Origin of the sequence: Streptomyces sp. WAC 01529, from assembly GCF_003945545.1 — a bacterium.
Taxonomy (GTDB): domain Bacteria; phylum Actinomycetota; class Actinomycetes; order Streptomycetales; family Streptomycetaceae; genus Streptomyces; species Streptomyces anatolicus.
Genome location: NZ_CP029617.1, coordinates 6,061,637 through 6,079,230, shown reverse-complemented (window position 1 = coordinate 6,079,230; position 17,594 = coordinate 6,061,637). Strand labels below are relative to the sequence as shown.

11 protein-coding genes are annotated in these 17,594 nt (G+C 71.4%); 5 read left to right on the top strand and 6 right to left on the bottom strand.

Features of this window, described 5'->3' with window-relative positions; translation table 11 throughout:
* Positions 1-105 precede the first annotated feature (105 nt).
* Both DMA15_RS27310 and DMA15_RS27305 read right to left on the bottom strand, forming a co-directional pair.
* Positions 106-2,700, bottom strand: coding sequence for an MXAN_6230/SCO0854 family RING domain-containing protein (locus DMA15_RS27310; protein ID WP_125515393.1), 2,595 nt, complete (start codon positions 2,698-2,700; stop codon positions 106-108).
* 222 nt (positions 2,701-2,922) lie between these two features.
* On the bottom strand, positions 2,923-4,362 hold the full coding sequence (locus DMA15_RS27305) for a gamma-aminobutyraldehyde dehydrogenase (protein ID WP_125515392.1): 1,440 nt from the start codon (positions 4,360-4,362) through the stop codon (positions 2,923-2,925).
* Positions 4,363-4,629: 267 nt separating this feature from the next.
* Between DMA15_RS27305 and DMA15_RS27300 the strand changes: the two genes are divergently transcribed.
* From DMA15_RS27300 to DMA15_RS27280, 5 genes are all read left to right on the top strand, one after another.
* Entirely contained in the window at positions 4,630-5,070 is a 441-nt protein-coding gene (locus DMA15_RS27300; RefSeq protein ID WP_125518026.1) for an Lrp/AsnC family transcriptional regulator, read from the top strand.
* Positions 5,055-6,434, top strand: coding sequence for an aspartate aminotransferase family protein (locus DMA15_RS27295; protein WP_125515391.1), 1,380 nt, complete (start codon positions 5,055-5,057; stop codon positions 6,432-6,434). The genes DMA15_RS27300 and DMA15_RS27295 overlap by 16 nt, the downstream gene beginning before the upstream one ends.
* Positions 6,435-6,627: 193 nt before the next feature.
* Positions 6,628-7,461 (top strand): ATP-binding cassette domain-containing protein, encoded by an 834-nt coding sequence (locus DMA15_RS27290; protein WP_125515390.1) that lies wholly within the window; start codon positions 6,628-6,630, stop codon positions 7,459-7,461.
* Positions 7,443-8,597: a hypothetical protein gene (locus DMA15_RS27285; RefSeq protein WP_125515389.1), complete on the top strand. Its 1,155-nt coding sequence runs from the start codon at positions 7,443-7,445 to the stop codon at positions 8,595-8,597. Before DMA15_RS27290 ends, DMA15_RS27285 begins: the two co-directional genes overlap by 19 nt.
* Positions 8,598-8,737: 140 nt before the next feature.
* Positions 8,738-9,142 carry a VOC family protein gene (locus DMA15_RS27280; RefSeq protein WP_125515388.1) on the top strand — a complete coding sequence of 135 codons (405 nt, stop codon included), beginning with the start codon at positions 8,738-8,740 and terminating at the stop codon, positions 9,140-9,142.
* Positions 9,143-9,231: 89 nt separating this feature from the next.
* Here the strand turns inward: DMA15_RS27280 and DMA15_RS27275 are convergent, their stop codons facing one another.
* From DMA15_RS27275 to DMA15_RS27260, 4 genes are all read right to left on the bottom strand, one after another.
* The gene (locus DMA15_RS27275; protein WP_125515387.1) at positions 9,232-10,155 is read right to left on the bottom strand and encodes an anti-sigma factor RsbA family regulatory protein; all 924 of its coding nucleotides are present in this window, start codon (positions 10,153-10,155) and stop codon (positions 9,232-9,234) included.
* 5 nt (positions 10,156-10,160) lie between these two features.
* Positions 10,161-10,523: an STAS domain-containing protein gene (locus DMA15_RS27270; RefSeq protein ID WP_240659948.1), complete on the bottom strand. Its 363-nt coding sequence runs from the start codon at positions 10,521-10,523 to the stop codon at positions 10,161-10,163.
* Positions 10,524-10,638: 115 nt separating this feature from the next.
* A complete protein-coding gene (locus tag DMA15_RS27265) occupies positions 10,639-13,050 on the bottom strand; it encodes a SpoIIE family protein phosphatase (RefSeq protein WP_125515386.1) in 2,412 nt (803 codons plus the stop codon).
* Complete coding sequence (locus tag DMA15_RS27260; RefSeq protein ID WP_125515385.1) at positions 13,047-17,360, bottom strand: HAMP domain-containing protein; 4,314 nt, start codon at positions 17,358-17,360, stop codon at positions 13,047-13,049. Before DMA15_RS27260 ends, DMA15_RS27265 begins: the two co-directional genes overlap by 4 nt.
* Between the last annotated feature and the right edge of the window lie 234 nt (positions 17,361-17,594).

The following is a 17,594-nucleotide window of genomic DNA, read 5'->3' as shown; positions in this document are numbered from 1 at the left end:
GTTCGCTCGCACCCCGGCAGCATGCGCCTACGCCCGGCGGCGCGGCAATGGACGCAGCGTCGAGCCCCGCCTCGTGGAACCGACACCTTGTCGATCATCCCCCGCTCAGGCGGCGGGCTCCAGCCACCCCGCGAGGTCCCCCGCCGTGATCCGCTCCAGCGGAGCGGCGTCGACCGGCCCCGGGTAGAGGCGGTACACCGTGCCGGACGCGGCGTCGCCCGCCGCCGCCAACTCGCCGTGCACAAGCGCCAGTAGGGCCCGGCGCCCCGCCAGGTCCGGCTCGGCGCGGAGCGCGTCCGGCTCCCAGCCGTCACGGACGCGCAGGGCGAAGTCGGCGCGCGGCTCGTCCGGGGCGCGGCGGTAGCCCCACAGGACGTGCCCGCGCCCGCGCACGTACACCTCGCCGTCGGTGCGGGCCGCGGCCGTCCAGCACGCCAGGTCCCACAGGGTGGCCCGGCCGCGCGGCAGGAACGTGTCGAGCAGGTCGTTGCCGAGGCGCCGGAGCTGCTCGCGGTAGCGCCACACGTCGTGGCCGACGCCGTGCGTGGCGAGGGTGACATCCGCCCACCAGGCCTGCCGTGTCCGCAGGTCGACGATCATCGGCACGCGCAGCTTCGCGTCGCCCGCGAGGTCGAAGCGCTGGCGCACGGTCCGCGGGTCGTAGACGGCCCGGATCGTGTCCTCGACCGCCATGAACCCCGCGAAGGCGTCGGGGAGTTCGTCGAAGGGCACGTCGTTGTACGACAGGACGGCGGGGACGACGAAGCGCACCCCGCAGTTGGCGAGCCGCGGCAGATCGAGGTCCAGGTACTCGGTGGCGCCGTGCGGGGCGGGCGCGGACGTCAGGTCGCCGGAGTGCCGGGCGGCGCCGCCCGCGTAGGCGAGGTGGGTGTAGTCGCACAGGCCGATGAACCGCCACTGGTCGTCGTAGAGCGCGACGGACAGGTCGAGGTCGACGCGTACGCCCTTGGGCTGGAGCCAGTGCAGGAAGAGCCGCACGTTCTCGCTGTCCGCGGGCATGGGCAGCGAGCTGCCGCGCGGGACCGCGACCAGGGAGGCCGCCGAGGCGCGCTCGGCGAACGGCACGGGCAGGTCGGCGAGGGAGGCGTCCAGGACGGCCAGGTCGTACCGCTCCCCCTCGCGCGCGGCGAGTCGGCGGACCGCCTCGGCCTCGATCAGCTCACCGGCGCGTCCGGCGGCCAAGGGCGGAAGCGGCGGCCGGTGGTCCGGCACGGCGAAGGCCTTGGTGACCCGCCCGCGCGGGAAGAACACGCGGCGGTGCCCGGGGGCGGTCCGGATCCTCAGCTGTCCGTACGCCCCGAGCAGCGGGCCGGGGGCGGTACGCGGCAGGGCGTGTGCGAGCGCCTCGCCGATCGGTTCCGGGAGCGTGGCGGCGCCGGAGCGGGCGAGCAACAGGTCGAGTCGGCGCAGGAGTTCACCGGGGCGCTCGCGGAGCAGGCCGGCCGCGGCCGTGACGTCCCAGCGCCCGAGGGCCGCCTCGACACGGCTCTGCCAGGTGACCGAGCGCAGCCGGTCGCCGACGAGCCGGACGCCGTCGTGCCGGGCGGCCTCGGTGAGCAGCACCTCGCCGAGCGCGCCGTCGCCGAGTCGGGTGCCGCGCAGCACCGCGAAGGCGAGCGCTACGCGCGCGTGCCGGTGGGCGGCCTCGAAGGGGTGCAGGATTTCGCCGACCCGCTTCCACGCGCGCGGGTGGCGGGCCATGTCCTCGGTGAGGCGCCGGAAGTCGAACCCGTCGAGCAGCGCGAGCAGTTCGCGTCGCACGGGTCGGGGAAGGCTCCGCAGGCGCGGCGGTTCGAGCAGGTCGGGGTCGCCGCCGGACCGTACGGCGAGGATCCGCAGGACGTCCGTGGCGGTGTCCGCGTACCGCCCGACGAGCGCTCGTGTCCCGGGGTGGTCCAGGAGCGGGGCGAGGGCGAGCGCCTTGCTCTCGCGCAGCGCGATGGCCTCGGGCAGCCAGCCGGCGGCGTCCGCCGGGTCCGCGTGCGCGAGGAGCAGCACCAGGTCGTCGTGGTCCTGGGGGTTCAGGGGCGTACGACGGGCGAGCAGGGCGGCGAGTTCGGCGGCAGCGTCACCGGGCGCGCCGAGGCGCAGGGCGCGCAGGACCGGGCCTCCGTCGCCGCCGAGACCGGCGCCGGTGTCGAGCCAGGGGTCGAGGGGGCCGTCGGTCTCGTAACGCTTCTCGCAGATCTGGCAGGCGTACCAGACGCAGCAGTCGTCGCAGCAGCCCCAGTCCTGCTCCTTGCGGTGGCAGTCGTCGCACAGCAGGTGCGCGCAGGGCATGAGCGCGCGCACCCGCGACTTGGTACCCGCGCAGTTCATGCAGGGCTGGTGCGGCTGGGCGGTGAGGTGCGCGACGACGAGGGAGGTGAACCGCTCGTGGGCGTGCTGGTACGGGACGTCGGAGAAGCGGGCGAAGAGCGGGGTGTGCCTGCGGTCGGAGCCCATCAGGGCGTCGACGCCGGCGAGCAGCTCGCGTCCGGCCACGGTGAGGTCCGCCACGGTCAGCGAGGCCAGCGCGCGGCGCAGCGGGGCGGTCAACAGGTGCCCGCGGTCGCCGAGTTCGGCTTCGAGGACGACGAGCGCGGCGTCGGTCCCGGCGGACCGCCCGGGCCCGGAGGGCACGTACACGCTCTGCCGACGGCGCAGCAGCAGCCCGGCGAGGTCGTCGGCGGTCGTCATCAGGTCCCACCCCCGTGCGGCAGAAGAGGCGGGGACGGGGAGTGGGTGCGCTACGGCTCTTTTTGCAGAAGAAAAAAGAAGGAAGCACACCACGAAGCCGCCCCCGCGCACTCAAAGGTACGCGGGGGCGGCGAAACGGTCACACGATTAATCACCGGGCGGCAGGAGGCGCCCGAAGGGGCGCGGGGAACTGCGCGACCAGCCCCCACACACCCGCGGAGACTAACCCTCGATGGACGTCATCACATGCTTGATGCGCGTGTAGTCATCGAACCCATAAGCCGAGAGATCCTTGCCGTACCCCGACTTCTTGAACCCACCGTGAGGCATCTCGGCAACGAGAGGAATGTGCGTGTTGATCCAGACGCACCCGAAGTCCAGCACCTTGGACATCCGCATCGCCCGCGCGTGGTCCTTGGTCCACACGGAGGACGCCAGCGCGTAGTCGACGCCGTTGGCGTACTCCACGGCCTGCGCCTCGTCCGTGAAGGACTGCACGGTGATGACGGGCCCGAAGACCTCGTTCTGGATGATCTCGTCGTCCTGCTTGAGGCCCGAGACGACGGTCGGCGCGAAGAAGTAGCCCTTCTCGCCGACCCGCTGGCCACCGGCCTCCACGCGCGCGTGCGCGGGCAGCCGCTCGATGAAGCCGGAGACCTGCTTCAGCTGGTTGGCGTTGTTGAGCGGGCCGTACAGCACGTCCTCGTCGTCCGGCTGGCCGGTCTTCGTGTCGGCGGCGGCCTTGGCGAGCGCCGTCACGAACTCGTCGTGGATGGACTCGTGGACGAGCACGCGCGTGGCGGCCGTACAGTCCTGGCCCGCGTTGAAGAAGCCCGCCACCGAGATGTCCTCGACGGCCTTGGCGATGTCGGTGTCCTCGAACACCACGACGGGCGCCTTGCCGCCCAGCTCCAGGTGGACCCGCTTGAGGTCCTTGGAGGCGGACTCGGCGACCTGCATGCCGGCGCGCACGGAGCCGGTGATGGAGGCCATCGCGGGGGTCGGGTGCTCGACCATGGCGCGGCCGGTGTCGCGGTCGCCGGTGACGACGTTGAAGACGCCGGGCGGCACGATGGAGCCGATGATCTCGGCCATCAGGACGGTCGAGGCGGGCGTGGTGTCGGACGGCTTCAGCACGACCGTGTTACCGGCCGCGAGCGCCGGGGCGAACTTCCATACGCCCATCATCATGGGGTAGTTCCACGGCGCGACCTGCGCGCAGACGCCGATCGGCTCGCGGCGGATGATGGAGGTCAGACCCTCCATGTACTCGCCGGCGGCGCGCCCTTCCAGCATCCGGGCCGCGCCCGCGAAGAAGCGGATCTGGTCGACCATCGGCGGGATCTCCTCGGACCGCGTGAGTCCGATCGGCTTGCCCGTGTTCTCGACCTCGGCGGCGATCAGCTCCTCGGCGCGCTCCTCGAACGCGTCGGCGATCTTCAGCAGTGCCTTCTGCCGCTCGGCGGGCGTCTGGTCGCGCCAGGCGGGGAACGCGTCCGCCGCGGCCTTCATCGCGGCGTCGACGTCGGCCTGGCCCGACAGCGGCGCGGTGGCGTAGGCCTCGCCGGTCGCCGGATTGATCACCTCGGTGGTCCGTCCGTCGGCCGCGTCCCGGAATTCTCCGTTGATGTAGTTGCGCAGACGGCGCAGCTCGGTGCTCACTTCCGGCCCTCCAGTCAGATGTCCAGTGGATGAGACACCCACAGTAGTCGCTATACCGACGCTTTCAACATACCCAGCGGCCCAGAACTGCGGAATCCGTGACGATCGAAGTCCCAGACAACGAAATTCATCGATCTGGCCTTGCGGAAGTGACGAGACGTCGTGCAGAGTGAAGTCGTGGCAAGTCGCAGCGCAGACCCCAGCAGCCCTCGCGGCTCCCGCACCGGCAACCCGGGCGGAAGCGGCAATGGGAACGGCACCCCGCCCGTGGACGCCGTCTCCCTGGCGATCATCGAGCAGCTTCAGGAGGACGGACGCCGTCCGTACGCCGCCATCGGCAAGGCCGTGGGCCTCTCCGAGGCGGCCGTGCGCCAGCGGGTCCAGAAGCTGCTCGACCAGGGCGTGATGCAGATCGTCGCCGTCACGGACCCGCTCACCGTGGGCTTCCGCAGGCAGGCGATGGTCGGCATCACCGTCGAGGGCGACCTGGACCCCGTGGCGGACGCGCTGACGGCCATGCCGGAAGCCGAGTACGTGGTCATGACCGCGGGCTCGTACGACCTCCTGGCGGAGATCGTCTGCGAGGACGACGACCACCTCCTGGAAGTCATCAACAAGCGCATCCGCGCCCTCCCCGGCGTGCGCTCCACCGAGAGCTTCGTCTACCTCAAGCTCAAGAAGCAGACCTATATGTGGGGAACCCGATAGCCGTGAGCAAGGACCTCAGCCAGACCGCGTACGACCACCTGTGGATGCATTTCACCCGCATGTCGGACTACGAGAACGCACCCGTGCCCACCATCGTGCGTGGCGAGGGCACCTACATCTACGACGACAAGGGCAAGAAGTACCTGGACGGTCTGTCCGGCCTCTTCGTCGTCAACGCCGGCCACGGCCGTCACGAGCTGGCCGAGACCGCCTACAAGCAGGCGCAGGAGCTGGCCTTCTTCCCGGTGTGGAGCTACGCCCACCCCAAGGCCGTCGAGCTGGCCGAGCGCCTCGCGAACTACGCGCCGGGCGACCTCAACAAGGTCTTCTTCACCACCGGTGGCGGCGAGGCCGTCGAGACCGCGTGGAAGCTGGCGAAGCAGTACCACAAGCTCACCGGCAACCACACGAAGTACAAGGTCATCTCCCGCGCGGTCGCCTACCACGGCACCCCGCAGGGCGCCCTGTCCATCACCGGCCTGCCGGCCCTCAAGGCCCCCTTCGAGCCGCTCGTCCCGGGCGCGCACAAGGTGCCGAACACGAACATCTACCGCGCCCCGATCCACGGCGACGACCCGGTGGCCTTCGGCCGCTGGGCCGCCGACCAGATCGAGCAGGAGATCCTCTTCGAGGGCCCCGAGACGGTCGCCGCCGTCTTCCTGGAGCCGGTGCAGAACGCCGGTGGCTGCTTCCCGCCCCCGCCCGGCTACTTCCAGCGGGTGCGCGAGATCTGCGACAAGTACGACGTGCTGCTCGTCTCGGACGAGGTCATCTGCTCGTTCGGCCGCCTCGGCACGATGTTCGCCTGTGACAAGTTCGACTACGTCCCGGACATGATCACCTGCGCCAAGGGCATGACCTCGGGCTACTCCCCGATCGGCGCCTGCATCATCTCGGACAGGCTCGCCGAGCCGTTCTACAAGGGCGACAACACCTTCCTGCACGGCTACACCTTCGGCGGCCACCCGGTCTCGGCCGCGGTCGGCATCGCCAACCTCGACATCTTCGAGAAGGAGGGTCTCAACCAGCACGTCCTCGACAACGAGGACGCGTTCTACCAGACCCTGCGCAAGCTGCACGACCTGCCGATCGTCGGCGACGTCCGCGGCAACGGCTTCTTCTACGGCATCGAGCTGGTGAAGGACAAGGCCACCAAGGAGACCTTCAACGACGAGGAGACCGAGCGCGTCCTGTACGGCTTCCTCTCGAAGGCGCTCTACGACAACGGCCTGTACTGCCGCGCCGACGACCGAGGCGACCCGGTCGTCCAGCTCGCCCCGCCGCTGATCTCCACCCAGGAGACCTTCGACGAGATCGAGGGCATCCTGCGGCACGTCCTCACGGAGGCCTGGACGAAGCTCTGACCGGTGATCACCTGAGGTGATCGTCCGATCAGCACCGGCCCTGGGGCGCCCGTTCGAGTGAGAACGGGCGCCCCAGGGCCGCGTCGTTTCCGGGCAGGTCCGCCCGAATCCCTAGCGTGCCCAGTGACCGATCGGCCCCGCCTTCGTTCCCCCGTACGGGGGAGGCAAACTGATCTGAACCGAGGTGTACGCCATGGTGGCCCCGCCGGACAACGACGTGCTGTGGGCACGCGCACTGCATGTCACACACAACGGCTCCCCCGCCCTCACCGGCGTCTCGCTCGGTGTCCGCGAGGGCGAGATCCTCGCCGTCAGCGGCCCGCGCGGCAGCGGCAAGACGACTCTCCTGCGGTGCCTGTCGGGCCAGCTGCTGCCCCAGCAGGGCGAGGTGTGGTTCAACAGCTCCCCCGTCCACACGATGGGCCCGCTCGTCCGGGAGCGCCTGCGCCGCGACCGGTTCGGCTGGATCGACCCCGAGCCGCACCTGGTGCCCGAGCTGACCGCCTGGGAGAACGTCGCCCTGCCGCTGATGCTGCGCGGCGGCTCGCACCGGAGCGCCAAGCCCGCCGCCCAGGAGTGGCTGGAGCGCCTCGACATCGGCGGCTGCGCCCGCAAGCGCCCGCACGCCCTCCTCCAGGCCGAGCGCCAGCGCGTCGCCGTCGCCCGCGCGCTGGTCACCACGCCATCGGTGATCTTCGCCGACGAGCCGACCGCGCCCCTGCACCGCGCCGACCGCGCCCACGTCCTGCGCACCCTGACGACCGCGGCCCGCTCCCACGGCATCACGGTCGTCCTCGCCACGCACGACCCGGAGCTGGCCGCCCTCGCCGACCGCGCGGTCACCCTCCTGGACGGGCGGCGGGTCAAGACGGTGCACCTGCCGGACACGGACGCCCCGCCAGGTCCGGGACCCGCGGCGGGCGCCGCGCGCGCTTCCGAGGCAGGGACCGCCCCCGGCGCGGGACCCGGCGCAGGCCCCGGCCCCTCCGACGCGGAAGGCCGGGCCGCGTGCTCGCTCTCCGTCTAGCCCGCGGGGCGCACCCGCTCGTCCAGCTGCGGCGGCTGCTCGTCGCCGCCGCGGCCGCGGGTACGGGATTCCTGCTGCTGTGCACCCTGGCGTACGCGATGGAGCACCCCGGAGCCGGTTCCGTGCTGCGGCTCGCCTGGTGCGTCGCGCCGATCGCCGCGACCGTGTACTTCGCCGTCGCCGTGGCCCGCACCGACCCCGGCACCCGGCCGCGCGCCGGGCTCTCCGCCGTCGGTCTCGGCCCGGCCCGGCTGAGGGTGCTCGCCGCGATCTCCACGGCCGTGGCCTGCGCCCTCGGCTCCATGGTGGCGCTGCTCGTCTTCCTGCACCTGCGCGGCGACCTGTCCGGCCTGCCCTTCGACGGGGCGGCCGCCGAACTCCTGGCCGCGGAACGGCCGTTGCCGCTCGCCGCCGCGCTGACCCTGCTCACCGTGGTCCCGCTCGCCGCCTCGGCCACGAGCGCCGCGGCGCTGCGGCCGCGCTCCGCCAAGGCGGGCGGCGTCGAGGAGCCCGCCGCACCGGCCCCGGCGCCGAGCGGCCTGCCCTGGGGCGTCGCGCTGCTCGCGGCGGGCCTCGCCGTGGAGACGTACGCGAGCGGCCGGGGCGGCGGGCCCGGCGGCGGCCTCCCGATGCCGGGCGGGGCCGACGGCAACCCCGCGGGCATCCTCGCCGGATGGGCGCTGACCGCGCTCGGCCTCGCGCTCGCGGGCCCCGGCCTCACCTACCTGTGCGGCCGCGTGCTCCAGGCCGCGCGGCCCGGCGCGGTGCGGCTGCTCGCCGGGCGCGTCCTCCAGGAGGAGGCGCGGCGCATCGGGCGGCCGCTCGGCGTGGTGTGCGCGGTCGCGTCGGGCGCGTACGCCTCGGCCGTCCTCTACGCGGGCCCGCGCCCCGGCGTCGGCCCGCTCACCACCCTCGGCGCGCTGCTCGTCGCGGGCTGCGCCGTGCTGACGCTCGCCACGGCGGCCGTCGAGGCCCGCCAGTCCCGCGCGGACACGACGGCGGCGCTGCTGCGGCTCGGGGCGCCCGCGACGATGCTCCGCGGCTCGGCGGCACTGCGGGCGGGCGCGCTCACCACCGTGTTCGCCCCGCTGACCTGGCTCGTCGCCGAGCTGGCCGCGCTGCCACTGGGACGCTGAGAACGCGTAGGAAAAAAATCGCGGCGAGCGATGAGTCCGGGGTCGAACACACGTCTAACCCTGCGTACGGCAGACGCGTACGGCAGACGCGTACGGCAGACGCCTACGGCACCCGCACACTCGCACTGGGAGAGACGCTCATGTACCAGCAGATGATCTTCGTGAACCTCGCCGTGAACGACGTCGACGCGACGAAGAAGTTCTTCACCGGGCTCGGCTACACCCTCAACCCGCAGTTCTCCTCGGACGATTGCGCCTGCGTGGTCATCAGCGACACCATCGTCGCGATGATGCTGGGCAAGCGGCGCTACGCGGACTTCACGGAGAAGGAGATCGCGGACTCCACGAAGACCAGCGAGGCGCTGCTGTGTCTGAGCGCCGAGAGCCGCGAGAAGGTCGACGAGATCGTCGACAAGGCGATCGCCGCCGGTGCCACGCCCGGCAAGGTCCAGGACTACGGCACGATGTACGGCCGCTCCTTCGACGACCTGGACGGCCACACCTGGGAGTTCATGTGGATGGACCCCTCCGAGGTCCAGGGCTGAGGTCCAGGGCCGAGGTCCAGAGCTGAGGTCCGGGGCCGGGCCCGGCGCGGGTGCCCTGTGGCAGCCCGCGCCGGACGCGGCGACAGCGGTCAGCAGTGAAAGTAACCGTGGATGGTCGTGCCCTCGCCCGGGGCGGTGTGGATCCGGACCAGGTCCGCGAGCACGTGCACCATCAGCAGTCCCCGCCCTCCGCGCTGCTCCGGGGGCGGCGGGCGGCGGCCCGCGAGCGGGTCGGCGAGGAGCCCGGCGTCACGCACCTCGCAGACGACGGAGCCGTCCTGGAGCCAGACCCGCAGCTCACCGGAGCCCTGCCCGTGCACCACGCTGTTGGTCGTCAGCTCGGCCACGGCGAGGGCGAAGTCCTGCAACCGGGACTCGTGCATGCCGAGCGCGGCCGCGCGGCGGGTGGCGTAGTGCCGTACGTCGGGCAGCGTCTGCGCCGCGTAGCGCATCTGCGGCACGTCATCGGGTGCTCTCAGAGGCTCGTTGTAACGCGAGATCACCGCTTCGGGGGCGTAGGCAGCGCTGGTGCCCTCCGTACCGGCCTCGATGATCGTGGGGTGCGTGGCGTAGGCGTCGGCGAGGACCGTCTCCTCCAGGCTCACCGCGTCATAGGGGCAGAGGATCGTCACCTCACGGCCCTGGAAGGCCAGGTTGATGAGCGCCTCGTGCTGTACGCAGGCGGGGTACTCCGTCGGGGTGCGCCCGGCCCAGATGGGCTCGCCGATGATCCGCACCCGTCCGGTGGGGTGGGCGTCGGCGAAGGCACGCAGCACCCGCGGGATGATCCGGCCCGGATTGCGTCCTACCTGCGTCATGTCGAGGAGCTTGACCTGAGCGGCCCGTGCCCCCAGCTCGCCGCGGATGAGTTCCAGATTGGCCTCGGGGACCGCCACGGCCACGGCCTCGCCCGCGTCCAGACCCTCGAGGAGGAACGGCACGGTGCCCGCCAAGTACTCCCGCTCGCCTCGGTAGAACAGCGCCGGGTGGACGAAGGGTTCGGTCTCGGTCATGGCACTCATGAAACGGCCACCTCGATTGCAGACAGATCAGGCCAGAACAACTCCAGCTGACGGCTCAGGGCGGGCGGCGGGCTCTCCAGCACGAGCCGCTGCTCGCCGTGCAGACTCTGGGCGGTCACGGCCAGGGCGGTGGCTCCAGCCATGTCGATGAAAGTCAGTGCCGAAAGATCGAAGTGATACGAGCCGTGGTGCCGCTGGGCCACCCGCTCCAAGGCCTGCTCCCACACCGTGTGTGTGGGCAGACACACCTCGCCGGCCACCTCCACGCCGACTCGGTCGGTCAGAGGGCAGATTCTCAGCTGCTCGCTCCCAGGCGCCGCTTCATCCGCCCTCGCATTCCCCTCATGCGGGTCGTTCACATCGTCCTCCCGCTTTCCTCCAGGACATCGTGCCCAGTATGCCCATTATCCCTGGTGCCCCCGGCCGGCCCGAACCAAGGGTCGGTCGGCCGGGGCCCGCCCCTGTCCGGGCGGCTCAGGTGACCCGCACACCGATCAGGCAGGTGTCGTCGTCGGTGTCGGAGGCACTGTGCGTCAGGAGCCTGTCGAGCTGCTGCTCCAGGTTCGCGGCCGGGGGGCCCGCCGAGGTCAGCAGCCGGGCCAGGGAGTCCTGGACCGACTCGTCACGGCGCTCGACGAGTCCGTCGGTGTACATCAGCAGGGTGTCGCCGGGCTCCAGACTCAGTTCCTGCTCCTCGTAGTCGGCGTCGGCGAGGGCGCCCAGCAGGATGCCCCCGGTCGCGGGCAGGGGTGCCGCCTGCTGTCCGCGCAGCAGCACCGGCGGCAGGTGCCCGGCCCGCGCCCAGCGCAGGGTGTGCCGCTCCGGGTCGTACAGACCGCACACGGCCGTGGCGGTGACGTGGGCGGTCAGGTGGTGGGCCACGATGTTCAGCCAGGACAGCAGTTGCCCGGGTCCGGCCCCTGTGACGGCCAGGCCCCGCATGGCGTTGCGCAGGACCACCATGCTGGTGGCGGCCTCGATCCCGTGTCCGGCCACGTCGCCCACGCACAGCATGATCTGCTTCGAGGGCAGGGTCACCGCGTCGTACCAGTCCCCGCCGACCATGGATTCCGACTCAGCGGGCCGGTACCGCACGGCGATCTGCAGGCCCGGACTGCTCAGCGGCGCCTGGGTGGGAGGCATGATCGCGTGCTGCAACTGGAGGGTCAGCCGGTCGCTCTCGGCGGCCTGCTGCTCGGTGTGCGCCAGCTGGTCGCGGGTGGCCGCAAGCGCCACCTCGGTCCAGTGCTGGGAAGAGATGTCCTGGTAGGCGCCTCGTACGGAGAGCAGTCTGCCGTCGGCGTCGAGGACGGGTTCGGCGATCACCCGCATGTGCCGGGTGACGCCGTCGGGCCGTTCGAGGCGGAAGGCGGCCGAGGACGATCTGCGGTGGTGGAGCACGGCGCGCAGGAAGCGGCGGATGGTGGTGGCGTCGTCGACATGGGCGTACGACGTCAGCGCTTCCAGGGGCACGGGATGCGCGTCGTGCGGCCGGCCGTACAGGTCGAACAGCTGATCGTTCCAGGTGACTTCGCCCGTGACGACGTTCTCCTCGAAACCACCGATCCGCCCCAGGCGCTGGGCGTGCTGCAGGAGATGGGCGAGCCGGGCCGCCTCGTCCTCTATGCGCCAGATGAGCAGCACGCAGCTCCCGTGGCGGCTGATGCTGACATCGGCGACCGCGGCGAGGGAGACCTGGCCGACCAGCGCGGTCAGGGTCATCCGGCGGGTACGGAACGGCTCACCGGTCGCGTACACCCGCTCGATCTTCTCGTACAGTTCGCTGTCGCCGACGGCCATCGGATAGGCCTCCAGCAGCAGCGCCCCGTTCACGGCGCTGCGCGGACGGCCCGCGGGGTCGACGAAGCTGCTGTTGACGTGGTGGACACGGAAGTCCGTCAGCTGCCCGTCCGGGCCCACGTACGGCACCAGGACCAGGGCGGGGTCGTACAGGCCCTCCGCCAGCTCCACCAGTTCGGAGAGGTCGGGCCTGGGCACCCATGTCTCCGCCGAGGGCGGGGCCGTCACGTCCGGGCGGCTCTCCAGAGTGTGGGCGCACAGCTCCGCCAGCGCGTCGAGCTGGCGGAGGATCTGCGGGGGCTGCGGCTCCAGCGGATCCGGCCAGCAGATCTCCAGGACGCCGTTGACCCGGCCGCCGGTGCCCACCGGGAGCGCGATGCGCCCGCCGCGGGGGTGACGTCCCCGGCCGATGGACGGCAGCCCCTCCGCGGACATGTCCGTGATGTGCACGTGCTGGCGCTCCATCAGCGCACGGCGGGCCAGGGTGGAGACGCCCGGGGGCACGTAACGCCAGCGGTCGGCCTCGCCCTCGCTGAAGCCCGCGTGCCCCGCGAGGGCCAGCGACGCGTCGGCGCCCGCGCTCCACACGGCGACGGCGACGGCGCCCAGCGGGGCCAGGGCGTGTGCCAGGAGCGAGGAGGCGGCCGCCTGGGTGTCGCCCGCGGCGAGGGCGCCGCTCTCCGCCGTCCGCAGGCGGACACCGATGGAGGGTTCGGCCTGCTCCGGGGGCGGATCGTCGTTGGCCCGGCTCGCGAACTCGCTGGCGAGTTCGGTGAGCTGGTCCTGGGACGACTGGTTGACGATGTCCGCGGCCAGTTCGAGCTGGGTGACGCCCGCCTCCTCGGCCAGCGAGGCCAGTTGCTGCGCGGCCATGGTGGGTCCGCACCGCAGCCGCTCGATCAGCACGCCCTTGGCGAGTTCGATCAGGGCGCGGCCGTCGGCCGCCGCCTGCGCGGCGGCGATCTCGCCGCGCAGCCGCTCCACCGTCGCCGCGAGCCTGCCCACGTCGGTGCTCTCCGCGCGGGGTTCGGGTACGTGGGGGTCCGGCGAGGCGGCGGAGCCCTCAAGGGGTTGGGAGGTGGTCATCGCGCCGACGGCTCCTCACCGAGCCAGCGCCCGATACAGGCGATGAGGTCATTGGCGTCGACGGGCTTGGTGACGTAGTCACTGGCCCCGGAGGCCAAGCTCTTCTCCCGGTCGCCCGGCATGGCCTTCGCCGTCACGGCGATGATGGGCAGCGCCGCGTAGGCCGGGTCCTGCCTGATCTCCGTGGTCGCCGCGTACCCGTCCATCTCGGGCATCATCACGTCCATCAGGACCAGGTCGATCTCCGGGTTCCTGCGCAGGGTCTCGATGCCCTTGCGGCCGTTCTCGGCGTGCAGCACCTGGATGCCGTGCATCTCCAGGATGCCGCTGATGGCGTACAGATTGCGGGCGTCGTCGTCCACGACCAGCACCACACGCCCGGAGAGGCCGCCGCCGACGGCCGCCGGGAGCGGCTCGCCGATCTCCTTCCCCCGCACCAGCGGGACCACGTCCCCGGGCTGCTCGGCGGAGAGGTGCAGCGCGATGCGCTCGCGCAGCTCGTCCAGGCTGGAGATCAGCTCCAGGGGGCGCGCGTGCGAACGGGACTGGAGCCGCTGCTCGTGTGCCGGGTCCAGGCGGCGGCTGTTGTGCGCGAGCACGGGCACCGAGGTCACCGCGGTGTCGCCGTCCATCGCGTCCAGGAACCGCAGCGCCTCATCCTTGGGCATGTCCAGTTCGAGGACGACGCAGTGGCAGGCGCCCGCGGCGAGGCTCTCGGCCGCCTCCACCGCGCCGACCGCGGTGATCACCTCGATGCCCGCTTCCGCCGACTTAGCTGAGAGCTCCTGGCTGCCGGAGAGGTCGGCGACAGCGCTCTCGGCGACCAGGGACAGCAGGCCACGCGCCCGCCCCTCGACCACGAGCAGCCGGCGCTTGCGGCGGGGCTCCGGGGCGGTCTGGGCGTCCTGCCCCGCGTCCACCGCGCGGACGGGCGCCGCCCGGGTGATCGGCGCGGCCTCGGCCGCGGTCTCCCACTCGGCGCGGGTCACGGGCAGGTAGAGGGTGAACGTACTGCCCTGCCCCGGCGTGCTCGCGGCGACGACCACGCCGCCCAGGAGGTGGGCGATCTCCCGGCTGATGGAGAGGCCGAGGCCGGTTCCGCCGTACTTGCGGCTCGTGGTGCCGTCGGCCTGCTGGAACGCGCCGAAGATGGCTTCGAGCTGATGCTCAGCGATGCCGATGCCGGTGTCCTTCACCCGGAAGGCCAGCATCGCCTCGCCACGCCGGACGGAGGTCGGCACCTCGCTGTCCCCGGCCCTTTCGATGCGGAGTTCGACGCTGCCGCGCTCGGTGAACTTGACCGCGTTGGAGAGCAGGTTGCGCAGGACCTGCCGCAGCCGCGAGTCGTCGGTGCGCAGGTCGGACGGCACGTCGGGGGCGGTGCTGATGGTGAAGTCGAGGTTCTTCTGGGTCGTCATGGGCCGGAAGGTCGCCTCGACGTAGTCCAGCAGCTTGTGCAGCGCCACCTGCTCGGGGTTGATGTCCATCTTGCCCGCCTCGACCTTGGAGAGGTCGAGGATGTCATTGATGAGCTGGAGCAGGTCGGAGCCGGCCGAGTGGATGATGCCCGCGTACTCGACCTGCTTCGCGGTCAGGTTGCGGGTCGGGTTCTGCGCGAGCAGCTGAGCGAGGATGAGCAGGCTGTTCAGCGGGGTGCGCAGCTCATGGCTCATGTTGGCCAGGAACTCCGACTTGTACTTGGAGGTGAGGGAGAGCTGCTGCGCCCGCGCCTCCAGTTCCTGGCGGGCCTGCTCGATCTCCAGGTTCTTCGTCTCGATGTCGCGGTTCTGGGCCGCGAGCAGTGCCGCCTTCTCCTCCAGTTCGGCGTTGGAGCGCTGGAGTTCGTCCTGCTGGACCTGCAACTCCGCCGAGCGCTCCTGGAGTTCAGCCGTCAGCCGCTGCGACTCCTCGAGGAGCTCGTCGGTGCGCGCGTTGGCGACGATGGTGTTGACGTTCACCCCCAGCGTCTCCATCAGCTGTTCGAGGAAGTCCCGGTGTACGGGGGTGAACTGCTCGAACGACGCCAGCTCGATGACGCCGAGGACCTGGTCCTCGACGAGGATCGGTACGACCATCAAGCTGCCCGGCGCGGCCTGGCCGAGCCCGGACGAGATGCTGACGTAGTCCGCCGGAAGGTGGTTGACGGCGATGGGCCGCCTGCTGCGCGCCGCCTGCCCCACCAGGGACTCCCCGAGCCGGAAGCGCCGGCGGCCGACGCTGTCGATGGGGCGGCCGTAGGACCCGACCAGAGCCAGCTCGGCGGACCCGGACGCCTCCTCGACGAGGTAGAAGGCTCCGTACTGGGCGCCCACGAGCGGGGCCAGCTCGTCCATCACCAGCTCGGCGACGACGGCGAGGTCCCGGTGTCCCTGCATCAGCCCGGAGATGCGGGCGATGTTGGACTTGAGCCAGTCCTGTTCCTGGTTGGCCATGGTCGTCTCGCGCAGCGACTCGACCATGGCGTTGATGTTGTCCTTGAGTTCGGCGACCTCGCCGGAGGCGTCGACGGTGATGGAACGCGTCAGATCGCCCTCGGCCACCGCGCTCGTCACCTCGGCGATGGCGCGTACCTGCCGGGTGAGGTTGCCTGCCAGTTCGTTCACGTTCTCGGTCAGGCGCTTCCAGGTGCCCGACACTCCCTCGACCTCGGCCTGGCCGCCCAGTCTGCCCTCACTGCCGACCTCGCGCGCCACACGCGTCACCTCGGCGGCGAACGCCGAGAGCTGGTCGACCATCGTGTTGATGGTCGTCTTCAGCTCCAGGATCTCGCCGCGGGCGTCCACGTCGATCTTCTTCGACAGGTCGCCGTTGGCCACCGCGGTGGTGACAAGCGCGATGTTGCGCACCTGGTTGGTCAGGTTGTTCGCCATCGAGTTGACGTTGTCGGTGAGGTCCTTCCAGGTACCCGCGACATTGGGGACGCGGGCCTGACCGCCGAGCTGGCCCTCCGTGCCGACCTCGCGCGCCACGCGCGTCACCTCGTCGGCGAAGGCCGAGAGCGTGTCGACCATGGTGTTGATGCCCCCGGCGAGCGCGGCGACCTCGCCCTTCGCCTCGACGGTGATCTTCTGCGAGAGGTCACCCCGCGCCACCGCCGTGGCGACCTGGGCGATGGAGCGCACCTGGCCCGTCAGGTTCGACGCCATCACGTTGACGTTGTCGGTCAGGTCCTTCCACGTGCCGGAGACCCCGCGGACGGTCGCCTGGCCGCCGAGGTTGCCCTCGGTACCGACCTCGCGCGCCACGCGCGTCACCTCGTCGGCGAAGGCGGAGAGCTGGTCGACCATCGTGTTGATGGTCTCCTTCAGCTCCAGGATCTCCCCGCGGGCGTTGACCTTGATCTTCTGCGACAGGTCGCCCCCGGCCACCGCGGTCGCCACCTGGGCGATCGAGCGCACCTGGGCCGTCAGGTTGCCCGCCATGCTGTTGACCGAGTCGGTCAGGTCCCGCCAGGTGCCCGAGACGCCCTTGACGTCGGCCTGGCCGCCCAGGATGCCCTCGGTGCCCACGTCACGCGCCATGCGGGTGACCTCGTCGGCGAAGGACGAGAGCTGGTCGACCATCGTGTTGATGGTCTCCTTCAATTCCAGGATCTCGCCGCGGGCGTTGACCTGGATCTTCTGCGACAGGTCGCCCTTGGCCACGGCCGTCGTGACCTGGGCGATGTTACGGACCTGGTCGGTGAGGTTGCCTGCCATCAGGTTCACCGAGTCGGTGAGGTCCCGCCAGACGCCGCCGACGCCCGGCACCTGCGCCTGGCCTCCCAGCCGGCCCTCGCTGCCGACCTCGCGGGCGACGCGCGTGACCTCGTCGGCGAAGGCGGAGAGCTGGTCGACCATCGTGTTGACGGTCTCCTTCAGCTCCAGGATCTCCCCGCGGGCGTCCACGTCGATCTTCTGCGACAGGTCGCCCTTGGCCACCGCGGTCGCCACCTGGGCGATGTCCCGGACCTGGGTCGTCAGATTGCCCGCCATGGCGTTCACGGAATCGGTGAGATCCGCCCACGTCCCGGAGACACCGGGCACGATGGCCTGCCCGCCCAGGGTCCCCTCGGTGCCGACCTCCCGGGCCACGCGGGTCACCTCGGAGGTGAAGAGCGACAGCTGGTCGACCATGCCGTTGAAGACGTCGGCGATCTCACCGATCAGCCCGTCGCCCTCGTCCGGCAGCCTCGTCCCGAAGTCCCCGTCCCGTACGGCCGTGAGTCCCGCCAGCAACTGCCGCAGCTCCGGCTCGCCCACCCCGCCGCCCCCACGAGAGGACCGCGATCGTGGCACCGAGCGCCCCTTCTCGACCGCCGCCTCAGCCATGATGACCTCTTTCGCTCGGATACCACGACAAAGGACCGCCCCGACAGACAGCACACGCGCCTGCCGGGGCCGCCAACCGACTTTCCACAATCTTCACCGTCTGCTCACGGCCGTACAAAAATACGCAGTGAGCCGGGCGGCCGCGCCCCCGGGGCCACGATGCCCTGCCGCACCGTGATCCGTGACGTCCAAGGACCCGCGTTCCCGCACGGGGCCGCTTCAGACGGGACTCCT